The organism is Paraburkholderia polaris (assembly GCF_012927345.1).
Classification (GTDB): Bacteria; Pseudomonadota; Gammaproteobacteria; order Burkholderiales; family Burkholderiaceae; genus Paraburkholderia; species Paraburkholderia polaris.
Genome location: NZ_JABBGJ010000010.1, coordinates 116340 through 133700, shown reverse-complemented (window position 1 = coordinate 133700; position 17361 = coordinate 116340). Strand labels below are relative to the sequence as shown.

Sequence of the window (17361 nt, the reverse complement as noted above, 5' to 3'; positions counted from 1 at the left end):
CCGGCGCAAACCGGGCGGCTTTTTATACGGCTAGCTTCTGCTTCTGCCTGTCAGTCAGCGGACACTACCACCGCCCGCTGCAGGCAAGACATCAATCAGGCCGCTTTCGTCTTCGGCTTACCCATCATCCGCGTGATGTAGTACTGCTGTGCGATCGACAGCACGTTGTTCACGACGTAGTACAGCACCAGACCGGCCGGGAAGAAGAAGAACATGACCGAGAACGCGATCGGCATGAACATCATCATCTTGGCTTGAACCGGGTCCGGCGGCGTCGGGTTCAGCTTGGTCTGCAGGAACATCGAGACCGCCATCAGGACCGGCAGGATGAAGAACGGATCCTGTTGCGACAGATCGTGAATCCAGAGAATCCAAGGCGCGCCGCGCATTTCAACCGACGACAGCAGCACCCAGTACAGCGAGATGAACACCGGAATCTGAATCACGACCGGCAGACACCCGCCGAACGGATTGACCTTCTCGGTCTTGTACAGCTCCATCAGCGCCGAGTTCATCTTCTGCGGATCGCCCTTGAAGCGTTCGCGCAGGGCTTGCATACGCGGCGTGATCGCCTTCATGCGCGCCATCGACTTGTAGCTTGCGGCCGACAGCGGGAAGAACACGGCCTTGATCAGCAGCGTGAGCAGCACGATCGACCAGCCCCAGTTGCCGACATAGCTGTGGATCTTTTCGAGCAGCCAGAACAACGGCTTCGCGATGATCGTGACCCAGCCATAGTCCTTCACCAGTTCCAGACCCGGGGCGATGCCTTCGAGCATGCGCTCTTCTTCCGGACCGGCGAACAGGCGCGCGGACACATCAACCGATTGGCCCGGGGCGATAGTCGCCACCGGTTGCTTCACGCCGACGCGATACAGCGTCGGATCGATCTTCTCGACATAGATGTCGCGCTTCGCACCTTGCTGCGGAATCCACGCCGACGCGAAGTAATGCTGCACCATCGCGATCCAGCCGTTGTCGGCCGAGTTGACGAAGTCTTCCTTGTTCTTGTCGATGTCGCTGAACGTCATCTTCTGGAAGTGGTGCTGGTCGGTGTAGACAGCCGGTCCGATGAACGTGTGCGAGAAGCGCGGCGTTTCCACCGGCGTGTCGTCGCGCACCAGTTCCATATAGACCGACGGCGTGACCGGCGCGGTACCGACGTTCTCGATCTTTGTGTCGACCCCGATCACATAGCTGCCGCGCGTGAACGTGTAGGTCTTGATGACCTTCACGCCACCCTTGACCGGCGACTCGAGGCTGAGCTGGAACGACTTGGCGTCGCCCGTCAGATCGTGCGGCTGGTTCGGCACCGGCGTGAAGACGTCGGTGTGGTTCGGGAAATCGCCGCCGAGCAGACCGGTGCGCGCCAGATACGTATGGTTGGCGGTGCGGTCGAACAGCGTGATGACCAGATCGGGCTGCTTGCCGTCGCCTTGCTTGACGAGCGACAGCTTCGACAGCGTGCCGCCGCGGGTGTCGATCTCGCCGTTATAGACGTCAGTGCTGAAGCTGATCAGCTGGCCTTGGGCCGCCGCTGCCGGCGCATTGCCAGGCGCTGCTGCAGCGTTGGTGGCCGGCAGATCGGCGGACTGGGTTCCCGGCGTCGTGGTTCCCGGTGCGGCGCTACCGACGGTCTTGGTCGGGTTGGCGCCTGGGAAGAACATCGACGGGCGTCCGTGGTCGCGTTGCCAGTTGTCGAACAGCATGACCGCTGACATGAAAAAGATGACCCATAGGACGGTGCGTTTGATATCCATGCGTTGTCTCAGTGTCGATGGAACGGCGCGTCAGCGCTTTTCAGAAGTGGGAGGCGGGACGAGATCGATGCCGCCCGCGGAAAACGGGTGGCAGCGGCAAATACGCCTGGCGGCGAGATAAGTCCCGCGCGCGGCGCCATGATACTGGATTGCTTCGCGCGCGTAATCAGAGCAGGAAGGGTAAAAACGGCACCGGTTGCCGAGCATTGGGCTCACGGCAACCTTGTAGAAACGCAGTAAAGCGATGAGTACCGTTTGCATGGCTGGTGCGGCCGGACGGCGCCGCGCAACGTGGAGTACCGGGTGAGGCCCGCGCAGCAGGGCTGCTGGGGCAATTGAGGCAGCTTCGGCGAACCGGGCTGCCCGAACGACCCACCGGGCGCTCACTTGAGCGTCATTCCGTCTTGGGCGCTTCCGCGGGCGGCGCCTCGCGACGGAGAATTTCGCGCGCTGCCTTGTCGAGCAGCGCCTCTATCTCGCTGCGGCACAGCGCCCTCAACGGCGGCGACGAGGCGCTCGGCAAAGCCTTCTTGTCGAAGCGCGTGTGCAAACGCAGCAGCACATCCCAACCGCCGAATTCCGCGCGACGCAGCCGGAAGGCTTCACGCGCGAGTCGACGTACCAGATTACGCGTGGCCGCGCGCGGCGCATACTTCTTGCCGATCACGAGGCCTAAGCGAGCGTCATTGCCGGTGGGCCGGCCGTACACCACGAAGTGCGCGGTGCGGCGCCACGGGCGCAAACGAAAAACGGATGAAAATTCATCCGTTTTCAGTAGCCTTGCGGCTTTGGGGAAGGCGGCTTGCGCTCGCAACGGAACCGAGCTCAGTTGCGGCGCCCCTGCCGTTCCCGCTTCACCGCGGGCGTCACCTGTCGGCACAGACAGAGCGCGCAATCCGCTCGCCTGCCTTAGATGGCGAGGCGCTTGCGGCCCTTCGCGCGACGTGCGTTGATGACCTTGCGGCCACCTGCGGTCTTCATGCGAACGCGGAAGCCGTGGGTGCGCTTGCGACGGGTAACGGAAGGTTGGTAAGTACGTTTCATGTTGCTCTCACTTGATCGAAAAATAACCGCGCGATCATCGCTGAAAGCGCAATGGCCGGAGGTTTACTGAATTGGTTTTCGCGGAACCCGCTATTTAAACCGGTTTTTCGTTGACCGTCAATAGTTTAGCCTGGTTCGGCCTGACCCCGAGAGGACTTCGTCGGATGATCCGTCCCTGTGGATAACTCCCTTTCGCTGACGTTTTGGCGTTAGAATCTCGCCTTACTTCCCAAAAATCCTGCACGCCGCTCCGGCTCGCTTGCCCCGCAAACCCTTGTGGCACAAGCGCCTGGAGCCATTACGCCTGGTTCGGTATGACTGCTCAGGGCCTTGTTGCGTATGCGCGACAGGGGCAGCGGCGAACCGCCGTGCACACCATAACGACAGCAACTCGATGAACGATTTCTGGCAACACTGTTCCGCATTGCTGGAGCGTGAGCTTACGCCCCAGCAGTACGTGACGTGGATCAAACCGTTGGCCCCGGTCGCCTTCGACGCCGCTGCGAACACGCTTAGCATCGCCGCGCCGAACCGCTTCAAGCTCGACTGGGTCAAGAGCCAGTTTTCCGGCCGCATTTCCGATATGGCACGCGATTTCTGGCAGACGCCGGTCGATGTGCAATTTGTGTTGGATCCGAAAGCCGGCATGCGCGCCCCCGCGGCAGCGTCGCCGGCTCCGCCGCGTCCGTCTTCCGCGCCCGGCGCAATGGGCGCAGCGGGCGGTGGCTATTCGTCTGGCTCAAACGGCGGCGGTGCCGCGGTGGACGCGGCCGTCGGCGCGGTGCAATCGGCACAAGCTGCGCGCGCCAATGGCGCGAACAGCGCGATGGCGAACCTCAACGCGAATGCACGCGCGGCAGCTGAACAAAACGCAAACGCACGCGCGGCCGCCGAAGATGGCGCCGACCTCGATCTGCCCAGCCTCGACGCGAACGAAGCCGCCGCTGCCCGCCGCACGTGGCGTCCGGGCCAAAGCGCCAGTTCGAACGGCAACGGCGAGAACGACTCGATGTATGAGCGTTCGAAGCTCAACCCCGTGCTGACCTTCGACAACTTCGTGACCGGTAAGGCCAACCAGTTGGCGCGCGCCGCGGCGATTCAGGTCGCGGACAACCCGGGCATCTCGTACAACCCGCTGTTTCTGTACGGCGGCGTCGGTCTGGGCAAGACCCACCTGATCCACGCAATCGGCAACCAGCTTCTGATGGACAAGGCCGGCGCGCGGATTCGCTACATCCACGCGGAGCAGTACGTGTCTGACGTGGTGAAGGCCTACCAGCGCAAAGCGTTCGACGATTTCAAGCGTTACTACCACTCGCTCGACCTGCTGCTGATCGACGATATTCAATTTTTCTCAGGCAAGTCGCGCACACAAGAGGAATTCTTCTACGCGTTCGAGGCGCTGGTCGCGAACAAGGCGCAGGTGATCATCACCAGCGACACGTATCCGAAGGAAATCTCCGGTATCGACGACCGCTTGATCTCGCGCTTCGACTCGGGCCTGACGGTGGCGATCGAGCCGCCCGAACTGGAAATGCGCGTCGCGATTCTGATGCGCAAGGCGCAATCGGAGTTCGTGAGCCTGAATGAAGATGTGGCGTTCTTCGTCGCCAAGCATCTGCGCTCGAACGTTCGTGAACTCGAAGGCGCGCTGCGCAAGATCCTCGCGTATTCGAAGTTCCACGGCCGTGAAATCACGATTGAAGTAACGAAAGAAGCGCTGAAAGACCTGCTAACGGTACAAAACCGGCAGATTTCGGTGGAAAACATCCAGAAGACCACGGCTGACTTCTACAGCATCAAGGTCGCGGACATGTATTCGAAGAAGCGTCCGGCGAACATTGCACGGCCACGGCAGATCGCGATGTATCTGGCGAAGGAGCTGACGCAGAAAAGTTTGCCGGAAATCGGCGAACTGTTCGGGGGGCGCGATCACACCACCGTGCTGCACGCGGTGCGCAAGATTGCCGGCGAGCGCACAACGGATGCCCAGTTGAACCACGAACTGCACGTGCTGGAGCAAACGCTGAAAGGTTAAGCAGGCCGGATGGGAAAATCGACCTGTTTATTTCGGAACTCGCCCCCATTTTAGGGGAGCGGTTCTGTTTTCAGGCACAATACAGGTTTAACCGCCCGGCGGCCGCGGGCGGAATTCACGCCGTGACAGGCGCTGCGTGGCGCCGGCGGGGAGCCGCGGCTGCGCACTGTAAGGCTGGCAAGCTAGGCGCGCAGGCCGTCATATCAACGAAGGAACTCTATGCAACTGGTCAAGACCGAACGCGATAACCTCCTCAGGCCGCTGCAAACTGTGAGCGGCATCGTCGAACGCCGCCATACGTTGCCGATCCTCGCCAATTTGCTGATTACCAAGAACGGCCCTGAAGTGTCGTTCCTGTCGACCGACCTCGAGTTGCAGATCACCACGCGTGCCGATTTTGGCGTGGGCGGCGATTCGGTCGCGACCACGGTGGCAGCAAGAAAGCTCCTCGACATTCTGCGCGCGATGCCCGACGGGCAAGTTACGCTGACCTTGAACGACAAGCGTTTGACCGTGCAATCCGGCAAGAGCCGCTTTGCGCTGCAAACGCTGGCGGCCGACGAGTTCCCGACCGTCGCTCAAGCTAAAGACTACGGCGCGAACCTGGTGGTTCCCCAAAAGACGTTCCGCCAGTTGCTCGGCATGGTCCATTTTTCGATGGCCCAGCAGGACATCCGCTACTACCTGAACGGCATGCTGCTGGTGGTGGACGGCGACCAGCTGATGGCAGTCGCAACCGACGGCCACCGCCTCGCGTTCTCGTCGATGAAGATCGAAGGCTCGTTCGCGCGTCAGGAAGTGATCATTCCGCGCAAGACGATTCTCGAATTGCAGCGTCTCTTGGAAGACATCGACGACACGCTGAAGATCGACATCGCGCCGACGCAGGTGAAGTTCACGTTCGGCCAGGTCGAACTGGTGTCGAAGCTGGTGGAAGGCAAATTCCCCGACTTCCAGCGCGTGATTCCGAAGTCGCACAAGAATCAGTTCTTGATCGGCCGTGAAGAACTGCAGCGTTCGCTGCAACGCGCCGCGATTCTGACGTCGGACAAATTCAAGGGCGTGCGCTGCATCGTCGAGCCGGGCCAGTTGAAGATCATGTCGACCAACGCCGATCAGGAAGAGGCGCAGGAAGAACTGGAAATCGCGTACGACGGCGACAGCGTCGATATCGGGTTCAACGTCACGTATCTGCTCGACGTGCTCGCGAACCTGAAGGTCGACATGTTGCAAGTGAGCCTTGGCGACGCCAGCTCCAGTGCGTTGATCACGATTCCCGAGAACGACGAATTCAAATACGTCGTGATGCCGATGCGCATCTAACGCGTCCAAAAACCAAGAACACACCAAGGGGCGCAGCGCCCCTTTGGCGTTTTTATGGTGTTTTGAAAAGTCCCGAGCAGCAACCCAGCAGCAACGCAGAACCGGAAAAAATCCATGACTGAAACGAACAATTCGCAACCCGACAATAGCGGCTACGGCGCCTCGTCCATTCAGATCCTTGAAGGTCTGGAGGCGGTGCGCAAGCGTCCCGGGATGTATATCGGCGATACATCGGACGGCACCGGCCTGCATCACCTCGTGTTCGAAGTGCTCGACAACTCGATCGACGAAGCGTTGGCCGGGTGGTGTAACGACATCCAGGTCACTATCCACGCGGACAACTCGATTTCGATCACCGACAACGGCCGCGGTGTGCCGACCGGTCTCAAGATGGACGACAAGCACGATCCGAAGCGCAGCGCCGCTGAAATCGTGATGACCGAGCTGCACGCCGGCGGCAAGTTCGACCAGAACAGCTACAAGGTGTCCGGCGGCCTGCACGGCGTGGGTGTGTCGTGCGTGAACGCGCTGTCGTCGTGGCTGCGCCTTGTGGTGCGCCGTGACGGCAAGAAGCACTTCATGGAATTCCACCGTGGCGTGCCGCAGAACCGCGTGATCGAAGAGATCGACGGCGTGGCTGTGTCGCCGATTCCGGTGATTGGCGACACCGAAAACCGCGGCACCGAAGTGCACTTCATGGCCGACGAGACGATCTTCGGCAATGTCGAATATCACTACGACATTCTGGCCAAGCGGATTCGCGAACTGTCGTTCCTGAATAACGGCGTGCGGATTCGCCTGCACGACTTGCGCAGCGGCAAGGAAGAAGATTTCGCGTTTGTGGGCGGTGTGAAGGGTTTTGTTGAGTACATCAACAAGAACAAGGCCGTCCTGCACCCGAACATTTTCCACGTGAGCGGTGAGAAGGACGGCATTGCCGTCGAAGTCGCGATGCAGTGGAACGACAGCTACAACGAAAACGTGCTGTGCTTCACGAACAACATTCCGCAGCGCGACGGCGGCTCGCACTTGACCGGTTTGCGTGCGGCGATGACGCGCGTGTTGAACAAGTACATCACCGATCACGAAGTCGCGAAGAAAGCGAAGGTTGAGACGGCCGGCGACGACATGCGCGAAGGGCTCTCGTGCGTGCTGTCGGTGAAGGTGCCGGAGCCGAAGTTCAGCGCGCAGACCAAGGACAAGCTGGTGTCGTCGGAAGTGCGCGCGCCGGTGGAGGATGTGGTCGCGAAGGCGCTCGAAGAATTCCTGCTGGAAACGCCGAACGACGCGAAGATCATTTGCGGCAAGATTGTTGATGCGGCGCGGGCGCGGGATGCGGCTCGGAAGGCGCGTGAAATGACGCGTCGTAAGGGCGTGCTGGATGGCGTGGGTTTGCCTGGGAAGCTGGCGGATTGCCAGGAGAAGGACCCGGCGAAGTCTGAGATTTATATCGTCGAGGGTGACTCGGCAGGCGGCTCGGCGAAGCAGGGGCGTGACCGGAAGTTTCAGGCGATCTTGCCGCTGCGCGGCAAGGTGCTCAACGTGGAGAAGGCGCGCTATGACAAGCTGCTTTCTTCGGAGCAGATTGTGACGCTGATTACGGCGCTGGGTTGCGGCTTTGGCAAGGAAGACTATAACGTCGACAAGCTGCGCTACCACCGGATCATCATCATGACCGATGCGGACGTTGATGGTGCGCACATTCGAACTCTGCTGCTGACATTCTTCTACCGGCAAATGCCTGAGATGATTGAGCGTGGCTTCATCTATATCGCTCAACCGCCTCTTTACAAGATCAAAGCGGGCAAAGACGAGCGGTATTTGAAGGATGCTACTGAGCTGAACGCTCATATGCTGAAGTTGGCGCTCAATGGGTCAGAGCTCGTGCCGGGCGAAAACGCTACGCCGATCACGGGCGATGCGTTGGGCAGTTTGGCAAGGTCGTACCTGTTGTCGCAGGCGGTCGTTGATCGGTTGAGCCGACTGTACGACGCTGGGGCGCTTGAAGCGGTCATGGACGGAATAGTGATCGATCTGTCGAGCGAAGAAGCAGCTGAAGCTTCTGCGAAGTCACTGGAGGCAAAGCTGCGTGACGATCCGTTGAAACCGGACGTTCGTGTGACGACTCGGTATGACGAAGTGCGCGAGCTCCGCTCACTGCATATTTCGCGCACGCATCATGGTAACCAGAAGGTGTCAGTGTTTGACCAGGAATTTCAGCTGACCGCAGACTATCGACAGCTCATCAACACGTCAGATACGTTCAAGGGCTTGATCGGACCGGGGGCGGTCATCAAGCGCGGCGAGCGGAGCATGGCTGTTATTGACTTCAAGAGCGCTATGAAGTGGCTGATCGCAGATGCTGAGCGGAATATTTCGAAGCAGCGATACAAAGGCTTGGGCGAGATGAATCCCGAGCAGCTTTGGGAAACGACGATGGATCCGGCGGTTCGGCGATTGTTGCGGGTTCAGATTGAGGACGCAATTGCAGCGGATGGAATTTTCACGACGTTGATGGGCGATGAAGTGGAGCCACGTAGAGCGTTTATCGAATCTAACGCACTCAGAGCCGGAAATATTGACGTGTAACATGTCGGGTGCCACAGAAAGTGAAAACTGTGCCAAGAAAATGAAAAACTGCTGCCACAAATAGTGAAAAAATCGGGCAAGCTTTCGTGAGCCTTGGTACTCGCCGCTCAAGACTTTGATCTAGCTAAGTGGCCGCACGTGCGGGCGTCAGTTATTGCGACAGGCTGACGGGGCGAAAGGTCAAGCAGGAGCGGCGGACTCACAATCTGCCTCCGAAAGGATACCGTGAGGTCGACTCCCGCCCAACCCACCAAGGGTTCCAGCGATTTTTGAAGCGTCAGATATTTCCGCAATTTCACTGCTTTCAGGCAGCTCGATATTCAATCGGTTCTGACGGGTAGGTGATGGGGGCAGTCTCCCGCAAATCTATGACCCGACCGTACGAGACCGCACAGCTTACTAGGTGCGGTCTTTTTGTACGTCCAGAATTCCAGGAAAGTCGGGCCACCCGCAAATAATGATCTTCGGTAACCAAGAGAGCGGGCATGCCGCTCGACTCAAAAACGAGAGAAGAAGACGAGGGCCAAGAATGTATGAGATCGTAAAAGAATTAGGTCATGGCGGCTTCGGGCGCGTCTACGAGGTATATAACGCCGCCGCGAATCCGAACCGCGCTGCAATGAAAACGCTGGAGCCAGCAGCAGGGATCGTGAACGACGTGGGTATCGTGGAGCTTACGGCTCGATTCGCCCGTGAGGTCAGGTATCAATCTGCGGTGAAGCACCCGAACGTCGTGGAGATTCTAGGCTCCGATTTGTCGGCAAATCCTCCGGCGTTCTTCATGCCTCTGGCGGATTGCACGCTTGAGCAGGAATTGGAGCGAGACCCGACTTTGGGTGGCGCTCCATTGCCGATTCTGTTCGGCATACTCGCGGGACTCGAAGCACTGCATGCCGCGGGCTATGTGCACAGAGATCTGAAGCCCTCTAATGTTCTTCGCTTTAGTGAGCAAGGTTTCATCAGATACGCAGTTTCGGATTTTGGTCTTATGTCGTCTCCGAACAGCAATTCCACGACCCTAACGCCATCTGATGTAGGCGGAGGGACGCCTTATTATGCGGCACCGGAGCTGGCGGTAAATTTGAGGCGCGCCACGGCTGCGGCGGACATCTACTCGTTCGGCGCGATCTTGCACGATATCTTCGTGAGAGCGAAGCGCACACCCTACAGTCAGCTTCAAGGCCCAGGTGCGATTGGTGCCGTTATTGAGAAGTGCACTCGACGCTCGCCGAGGTTGAGATATCGCGACGTGGTAGAGTTGCGAGAGGACTTGTTCAAGGCGTTGGACGGCTACGTACCCACTTTTTCGTCCAACGAGGAAGGGCACGTCGTCGCAATGCTGAACGCCGTCAGTGATATGACGGAGGATCAATGGGATAGGGTGCTAGCTCTGCTTGATACGTACCAAGATAAGAGGGTGGCGCCCTACAATCTTTTCAAAGCAATGAATGCGGCTCACTTCACCTCTCTCGCCGCCGCCTCCGTCGATATCTTCGTCGCCATTGCTGCCGATTTTTGTGAGCACGTCATTCAAATGGCATTTGACTTCGACTACTGCGACATTCTTGCTAGCAAACTGGAGGCAGTTTTCAACGCAGGCCCGGTGGAGTCGAAAGCCCTGTCGCTAGTCGCACTTCTGGAGCTTGGCGCCGGACACAACCGCTGGTTTGTTGAGCGTAAATTTATGCAGTTGGCTTCCAAGGAACTCGACCCGCAAGTGGCACAGCGCTTTGTGGTCGAAGCAGTGGTCCAGAATGTCGATGTGAAGCAGAGGGTTGCGCATGTCGAACACTCGATCGGGGCAACAAGGCAGTCGCTCTCGCCGATAATTCAGGCAGCTCTGTGATATTTGCGAGTGAACATTTTTCCCTGATAGGGCGGCACGACGTCAATCAAGACGCCGTGCTGTCGCCGCTCGTGCGCGGCAAATATACCGTTTTTGGAATAGCTGACGGCGTCGGAGGCTCTGATCGGGGTGAAGTTGCGTCTAGGTCAGCGCTCCAAGCGGTTGAGCAGACGTTCATCGGTGATCCGTCTGCCGCCGTTGTTGAGACACTGTTTCAAGCGGCGAAGCGAAGGATCGACGCTATACACTCGGCCGAGGAAGAGTTGGGAAGCTTGAGCACAACTCTGACGGTATGCATCTACGATGACGAGACTAGTAATGTATCACTCGGACATGTGGGTGACTGCCGCGCCTATCATTTATCAGGCGCGGGAATCCTTACCCGGACGAAAGATCAGACAGAGGCGCAACGCCTGGTAGAAGAAGGCATCCTAAGACCAAACCAAGTCGCAAAATATCGGCGAAAGAACGTCTTAGAGTCTGCGATCAGTCCGAAGCGCGACTACGACTTGTTCCGCTCTGACTTTATTTTGAAGCCTGGTGATCGACTGATTTTATGCTCTGATGGTTTTTATTCAACCGTTTTGAAGAGAGAGATCGTCGGAATATCACTATCGTGCGCGAACATCAAGCAGTTTCTTTGCGAGCTTAGCAACTTGGCACGTGAGCGCGTTCCGTCAGATGACTGCACAGCCTTGGGTGTGCAACTCGTTTAGGCTACTACCTGAATGGCGCCACATACGCGCCGAACCTCGGTTTCGGAAATACCGTATCTCTTGCCAACATGCGCCATTGGAACCGCCCACGCCTCTTAGAAGAGATGCTCACGATCGATTGAATTCAGGTTACGGTTGCCACGCATGAACGCCCCTCTAGCGAATTGTTTATGTTCGCGCTCGGGCAAAGAGCTCGCACGGGAAGGCAGCAAGTTCTAATGTTATGCACGATTGCGCGATTGCAGCCTAATAGACTAGGGGATGATGCCCCCCGGAATGGCTCGACCCATTGGATTTGTGGATGCAGATTTGTCTCTCGCCCACTTAAAGACTAAAACTGAAGAAACGGACATAAAGCTCGGAGCCGGGAGGCTCCGGGCTTTATGTCGACATCGGCTGCGAGTCGCTCCCGGCTAACGACGAAACATGCGAACGAAAGTCGGCGTTATTATCAAACACACTCCCGTTAACAGCAGCATCCAGAACACGATTTTCCCGAGAAGAGTGGGTTTAACTGCGTTGTACCTATTAACTACGTCCGCGGAGACAACCCACGTTGTGTGTGAGTTGCTCGGTGTACAGCTTAAACCGTCGCCGTAACCGTGCAGCGCGTCGTATGTTAATCGAGGTCTTCCGTGCAATAGGAATTCCCGAAATTACAGTTACGCCCGCCCGAAATTTCCTTCGCATGCACCGAGTGGTAGAAGTCTTCATCCGGGATATCAAGCACAGCATCATTTTTGACCCCGCCACTCCCTGCATCCAACGAGGCTGGAACACCTTCTAATGACCGGCACCGGGTAAATTCTATTAGCCTGGTGCTATATAAGACATGATTCAGATCTTGCCTACCTTTATCACTTAGCTCGTTATCAAGCTTGCCAATGGCAGTGAGAAGTGAGGTTAGGGCAGTCACGATGAGCATCAACCCTCCGAGCAAACGCACCATCGCATTGGACCACGACGGGTGCTGTTGTCCATTTCCGTTTTCAGGAGAATGGCCGTGGCCTATGGGATCATTCACGTGAGCCCTTCTTAAGGACGCCGGAATCGAGCTCGCCCATTAGGAGACGGATGATGGGCATGCAATTTTCGATCATCTTCATGAACAAAATCATCAGGTAGTGTATCATTCTAAGACAGCTGATTTAGTCTCCGCCCACGCTTCATTGTGAACATGCACAGGCCAGAAAAATGATCCGCATCCATCTCTCTCGGCTGCTGGGAGAAAACAAAGAAAAGATCGCCGACCTTATTCGTGCTACGGGGCTTTCGCGAAACACGGTTACGGGGCTGTATCGAGAAACCACGGCTCGCGTCGATCTAGACACGCTTAACACGATATGCAAGCACTACGACTGCGCTATTGCCGACATATTGGAATATCAGCGCGACGAGATAAGCCAATTGAGCGATAAAAGCAAGACCATGGTTTGAGGTGGCACACCTGAAACGGCACCGGGGGAATTCATGGAATTGGATAAGTACCAGCTCAGCGAACGCGACATTTGCACCAAATACATCACTCCAGCCATTCGGCAGGCGGGCTGGCAGCAGCACGAGTTTCGCGAGGAAGTTCCTCTCACAGCGGGGCGCGTGATGGTCCGCGGCAAACTGGCCACGCGCATTCAAAATCCCGACGCTAAAGGCGGCCCAAAGCGCGCCGATTTTGTGCTTTACGCCCGACCGGATGTCCCTGTCGCTGTCATCGAAGCCAAACAGGCCAAGTTCTCGGTGGGCCACGGCATGCAACAGGCACTAGCCTACGCTGAGATGCTGGATGCGCCGTTTGCTATCAGCAGCAACGGGAACGCTTTTCTCATTCATGACCGCACGGGCCTAACTCAGCCCGTGGAGCGCGAGCTTAGAATCTGCGATTTTCCGTCTATTGCCCAACTCTGGCCGCTGTACCAGCAATGGAAAGGCTTGACCGAGCCCCAGTCGGTGAAACTCATCGAACAGCCCTTCCATTCTGATGGCACCGGCCGAGAGCCTCGTTATTACCAACGGGTCGCCATCAATCGTGCCATCGAGGCCATTGCCAAGGCGCAGCAACGTGTACTGCTTGTCATGGCCACTGGCACCGGCAAGACCTACACAGCTTTTCAGATCATCTGGCGACTGTGGAAGGCCAAAGCCAAGAAGCGCATTCTATTCTTGGCAGATCGGAACATTTTGGTTGACCAGACCATGCAGCAGGACTTTGCCCCATTCGGTGAAGTGATGCACAAGATTACCAATCGCGAGATCAAGAAAAACTACGAAATCTATCTCGCACTTTACCAGGCCGTCACCGGTAAGGAAGAGTGGAAACAAATCTATCGCCAATTCCCTGCCGATTTCTTCGACCTCGTTGTCGTAGACGAATGTCACCGGGGCAGCGCCGCAGATGATTCTGCTTGGCGAGATGTGCTCGATTACTTTAGCGGGGCTACCCACTTAGGCTTGACCGCCACGCCCAAGGAAACCAAGGAAGCCAGCAACATCACGTATTTCGGCGAGCCAATTTATACCTACTCGCTCAAACAAGGCATTGAAGACGGCTTCCTCGCGCCCTACAAAGTTATCCGCATTGCCACCGATGTTGACGCAGTCGGCTACACCCCCGCGAAAGGCAAGGTCGACAAGCTCGGCCAAGTCGTTGAGCACAGACAGTACAACACCAAAGATTTCGATAAAAATCTGGTGCTGGGGAAGCGCACCCAACTGGTCGCCAGCAAGGTCTGGGAATACCTCAAGGCCACCGACCCAATGGCCAAGACCATCGTGTTCTGCGACGATCAAGACCATGCGGAACGGATGCGACAAGAGTTGGCCAAGCTGATCCCGGCCGCCGCCAGCAACCGTCGTTACGTGATGCGTATCACTGGCGATGACAACGAAGGCAAGGCTCAGCTGTCGTACTTCATCGACAACGACGAGCCTTACCCCGTCATTGCCACCACCTCAAAACTGTTGACCACGGGCGTAGACGCCAAGACCTGCAAGTTGATCGTGCTGGACCAGAACATCAACTCAATGACTGAGTTCAAGCAGATCATCGGTCGTGGCACCCGCCTGCGCGACGACTACCAGAAGCTTTACTTCACCATCATGGACTTCAAGGGCGCTACGCGGCTGTTTGCAGACCCTGATTTCGACGGCGAGCCTGTGGTGATCTACGAACCCAAGCCCGGCGAGCCTGTGGCACCGCCCGACACCATCGACCCACCTGGCACTACGGAGTCTGATCCGTCGCAGCACGACTTTGGCGGCGATAGCACAGAGCACCGCGGCGATACTAGGGGCGGCGCAAGCATGGGCGAGGGTCGCATCAAATACGTCATCGACGACATAACCGTGAGCGTGGCCGTTGAACGCTCGCAGTACCTGGACGCCGACGGAAGACTCATCACCGAGGACTACCGAATCCTGCTCAAGGACGCCATCAAGAAAACCTTGCAAAGCGAATTCGGTAGCCTCACCGACTTCCTGCGCCGTTGGAACGCCGCCGAGCGCAAGCAGATAGTGCTGGAAGAATTGGCCCAGCACGGTGTGTCGCTGGATATCCTACAACAAGCTGTAGCCAATGGCAGCGAATTGGATGCCTTCGATCTGGTCGCCCATGTCGCCTTCGATCAAAAGCCGCTCACCCGGCGAGAGCGGGCTCACAACGTCAAGAAGCGCGACGCATTCGGCAAATACGGCCAGCAAGCCCGCGCCGTGCTCGAAGCCCTGCTCGATAAGTTTGCCAATCACGGCGTGCAAGACATCGAGGACGCCAAAGTGCTCGAATTGCCGCCGTTCGACCAGTTCGGCAGCAAGACGCAAATTCGGCGCGGCATCTTCGGCAGCATCGCGCAGTACACCCAAGCCGTGCACGAGCTCGAACAAGCGCTGTACGAAACCCCCGAACAAAAGCAGGCCTGAGCAATAGCCAGAAGCTGCACTACAAGAGAATAACCAGATGAATCTCAGCAGTACCATCAAATCAATCCAGGACATCATGCGCAAGGATGATGGCGTCGACGGCGACGCTCAACGCCTAGGCCAGCTCACGTGGATGCTCTTCCTCAAAGTCTTCGACCAGCGCGAGGAAGAATGGGAAGATGACAACCAGAAATATAAGTCGCCTCTGCCCGAACGCTTTCGCTGGCGCAATTGGGCCGCATATGTGGCGGACAGCGATGGGAAGAAGAAGCCTCAGATCGCTGGTAGCGAACTGATCTCCTTCGTCAACAACGAATTATTCCCCGCGTTGAAGGAGAAGATCGACGCCAACCAGAGTCCACAGCACAAGGTGATCAAGAGCGTCTTTGAAGACGCTAACAATTACATGAAATCCGGCCCACAGATGCTGGCCGTGATCGAGAAACTGGAAGAGGCCATCAACTTCCACGATTTCAAGATCCGCGCCAACTTGGGCGACGTCTACGAACAGATGCTCAACGACCTGCGCGGCGCTGGCAACGCAGGTGAGTTCTATACCCCGCGCGCCATCACCGCCTTCATGGCCGATCGCGTCAATCCCAGCCTGAAGAGGCGCGAGACCGTGCTCGACCCAGCCTGCGGCACCGGTGGCTTTTTGACTGCGGCGATCGACCACCTGCGTCACCAGCTCAGTACCAAGGCGAGCGCAAAGGACAAGCGTGCCATTGAAGGGCTGATTCATGGCATCGAAAAAAAGCAGCTGCCCCATCTACTCTGCACCACCAACATGTTGCTGCACGGCATCGACGTGCCTAGCCAGATCGAGCACCGCAACACGCTCGGCATAGGGTGGAACGAGTGGAGCGCCAACGACAAGGTCGATTGCGTAATTACCAACCCCCCCTTTGGTGGCTATGAAGACGATGGCGTTGGCAGTGACTACCCGACCGAGTTGCGGACCCGCGAAACCGCTGACATGTTCATGGCGCTCATCGTCAAGAAGCTGCTGAAGGAAAACGGCCGCGCCGCAGTGGTGTTGCCCGATGGCTTCCTGTTTGGCGACGGCATCAAGGCCACGTTGAAGAAGCTGCTGTTGCGCGACTGCAAGCTGCACACGATAATTCGCCTACCCAAGGGCGTGTTCGCGCCCTACACCACGATCAAGACCAACCTGCTGTTCTTGGTTGTGGTGCAAATAGCGATCAACGAATCGGTTAGAGTGTCGGCCTGACCGATTTGAGGGCCCGCGATGAGCAAGCTGAAGAGTCTGGACGGACTGTTCGCCGGCCGTCACTTTGACCGTGACGTGATCATTCTTTGTGTGCGCTGGTATCTGCGCTACAAGCTCAGCCTGCGCGATCTCGTCGAGATGATGGCTGAGCGAGGGCTGGCGCTTGCTCACACGACGATCCTGCGTTGGGTGCGGCGCTATACGCCCGAGTTCGTCAAGCGTTGGAATCGTTTCGCAATACCTGCGGAACAGTCGTGGCGGGTTGACGAGACGTACCTGAAGATCCGTGGCAGATGGGTCTATCTTTACCGGGCGGCTGATCGGGTCGGCCAGACGGTAGATTTCGTGCTTCGCGCAAAGCGTGACGTGAAGGCAGCCAAAGCGTTTTTCCGTAAGGCCATCAAGCATCAGGGCCAGTCTCCGAAGACGATCACGCTCGATGGCTACGCGGCCTCGCATCGCGCCGTGCGCGAGATGAAGGCCGAGGGCCTGCTGCCTGAGGACACGAAGGTTCGATCCTCAAAATATCTCAATAACCTGATCGAGCAGGACCATCGCAACGTAAAGTCCAGAACAAACGCGATGCTCGGCTTCAAACGCTTCAGGAACGCGGCCACCACCGTTGCGGGCATTGAGTTGATGCACCGTATTCGCAAGGGGCAATTTCGCCTGAACGGCCTGTACCTCAAAGATACCACCATGCCTGCCGTCTGGAATGCGGTCCTCGCTGCTCAATAAGGTGTCCTGATCTGGTGGCATTAGCTCGCCGAAATCATCTATTTGCACCAGAACCCCTTCCATGATGTCCTGCTTGAGAAAGTGCTGGATGAGTTCCAGAATCCGGCCGTCCGCAATTCGCTCGGCCACTCTCGCGAGAAGGGACAGGGGTGGAATCGAGTCGAAAG

General features: G+C 57.5%; 14 protein-coding genes. 9 read left to right on the top strand and 5 right to left on the bottom strand.

Going from position 1 to position 17361, the window contains the following annotated elements:
• Nucleotides 1-95: 95 nt before the first annotated feature.
• The 4 genes from yidC to rpmH form a co-directional block, all read right to left on the bottom strand.
• Entirely contained in the window at nucleotides 96-1760 is a 1665-nt protein-coding gene (yidC, locus tag HHL24_RS11410; RefSeq protein WP_169485585.1) for a membrane protein insertase YidC, read from the bottom strand.
• A 30-nt stretch (nucleotides 1761-1790) separates the two neighbouring features.
• Nucleotides 1791-2021: a membrane protein insertion efficiency factor YidD gene (gene yidD, locus HHL24_RS11405; RefSeq protein WP_007180115.1), complete on the bottom strand. Its 231-nt coding sequence runs from the start codon at nucleotides 2019-2021 to the stop codon at nucleotides 1791-1793.
• Nucleotides 2022-2154: 133 nt separating this feature from the next.
• Nucleotides 2155-2655, bottom strand: coding sequence for a ribonuclease P protein component (gene rnpA / locus HHL24_RS11400; RefSeq protein WP_206002807.1), 501 nt, complete (start codon nucleotides 2653-2655; stop codon nucleotides 2155-2157).
• 14 nt (nucleotides 2656-2669) lie between these two features.
• Nucleotides 2670-2804: a 50S ribosomal protein L34 gene (rpmH, locus tag HHL24_RS11395; RefSeq protein WP_004198824.1), complete on the bottom strand. Its 135-nt coding sequence runs from the start codon at nucleotides 2802-2804 to the stop codon at nucleotides 2670-2672.
• Nucleotides 2805-3198: 394 nt separating this feature from the next.
• On the opposite strand from rpmH, the gene dnaA reads away from it, so the two are divergent.
• The 5 genes from dnaA (at nucleotide 3199) to HHL24_RS11370 (ending at nucleotide 11316) form a co-directional block, all read left to right on the top strand.
• A complete protein-coding gene (gene dnaA, locus HHL24_RS11390) occupies nucleotides 3199-4842 on the top strand; it encodes a chromosomal replication initiator protein DnaA (RefSeq protein WP_230417411.1) in 1644 nt (547 codons plus the stop codon).
• Between the two features lie 219 nt (nucleotides 4843-5061).
• On the top strand, nucleotides 5062-6165 hold the full coding sequence (gene dnaN / locus HHL24_RS11385; RefSeq protein ID WP_097390825.1) for a DNA polymerase III subunit beta: 1104 nt from the start codon (nucleotides 5062-5064) through the stop codon (nucleotides 6163-6165).
• Nucleotides 6166-6279: 114 nt separating this feature from the next.
• On the top strand, nucleotides 6280-8754 hold the full coding sequence (gene gyrB / locus HHL24_RS11380) for a DNA topoisomerase (ATP-hydrolyzing) subunit B (protein ID WP_169485584.1): 2475 nt from the start codon (nucleotides 6280-6282) through the stop codon (nucleotides 8752-8754).
• A 529-nt stretch (nucleotides 8755-9283) separates the two neighbouring features.
• A complete protein-coding gene (locus HHL24_RS11375) occupies nucleotides 9284-10600 on the top strand; it encodes a serine/threonine-protein kinase (protein ID WP_169485583.1) in 1317 nt (438 codons plus the stop codon).
• The gene (locus HHL24_RS11370) at nucleotides 10597-11316 is read left to right on the top strand and encodes a PP2C family protein-serine/threonine phosphatase (RefSeq protein WP_169485582.1); all 720 of its coding nucleotides are present in this window, start codon (nucleotides 10597-10599) and stop codon (nucleotides 11314-11316) included. Before HHL24_RS11375 ends, HHL24_RS11370 begins: the two co-directional genes overlap by 4 nt.
• Nucleotides 11317-11935: 619 nt before the next feature.
• Here the strand turns inward: HHL24_RS11370 and HHL24_RS11365 are convergent.
• Entirely contained in the window at nucleotides 11936-12340 is a 405-nt protein-coding gene (locus tag HHL24_RS11365; protein WP_169485581.1) for a hypothetical protein, read from the bottom strand.
• 170 nt (nucleotides 12341-12510) lie between these two features.
• On the opposite strand from HHL24_RS11365, the gene HHL24_RS11360 reads away from it, so the two are divergent.
• From HHL24_RS11360 to HHL24_RS11345, 4 genes are read left to right on the top strand one after another with little or no spacing between them, the layout of a single operon-like run.
• Nucleotides 12511-12753 carry a helix-turn-helix domain-containing protein gene (locus tag HHL24_RS11360; protein WP_169485580.1) on the top strand — a complete coding sequence of 81 codons (243 nt, stop codon included), beginning with the start codon at nucleotides 12511-12513 and terminating at the stop codon, nucleotides 12751-12753.
• 39 nt (nucleotides 12754-12792) lie between these two features.
• The gene (gene hsdR / locus HHL24_RS11355) at nucleotides 12793-15225 is read left to right on the top strand and encodes an EcoAI/FtnUII family type I restriction enzme subunit R (protein WP_169485642.1); all 2433 of its coding nucleotides are present in this window, start codon (nucleotides 12793-12795) and stop codon (nucleotides 15223-15225) included.
• 37 nt (nucleotides 15226-15262) lie between these two features.
• A complete protein-coding gene (locus HHL24_RS11350; RefSeq protein ID WP_206002806.1) occupies nucleotides 15263-16456 on the top strand; it encodes a class I SAM-dependent DNA methyltransferase in 1194 nt (397 codons plus the stop codon).
• Nucleotides 16457-16474: 18 nt separating this feature from the next.
• A complete protein-coding gene (locus tag HHL24_RS11345) occupies nucleotides 16475-17194 on the top strand; it encodes an IS6 family transposase (protein WP_169485579.1) in 720 nt (239 codons plus the stop codon).
• Nucleotides 17195-17361 lie beyond the last annotated feature (167 nt).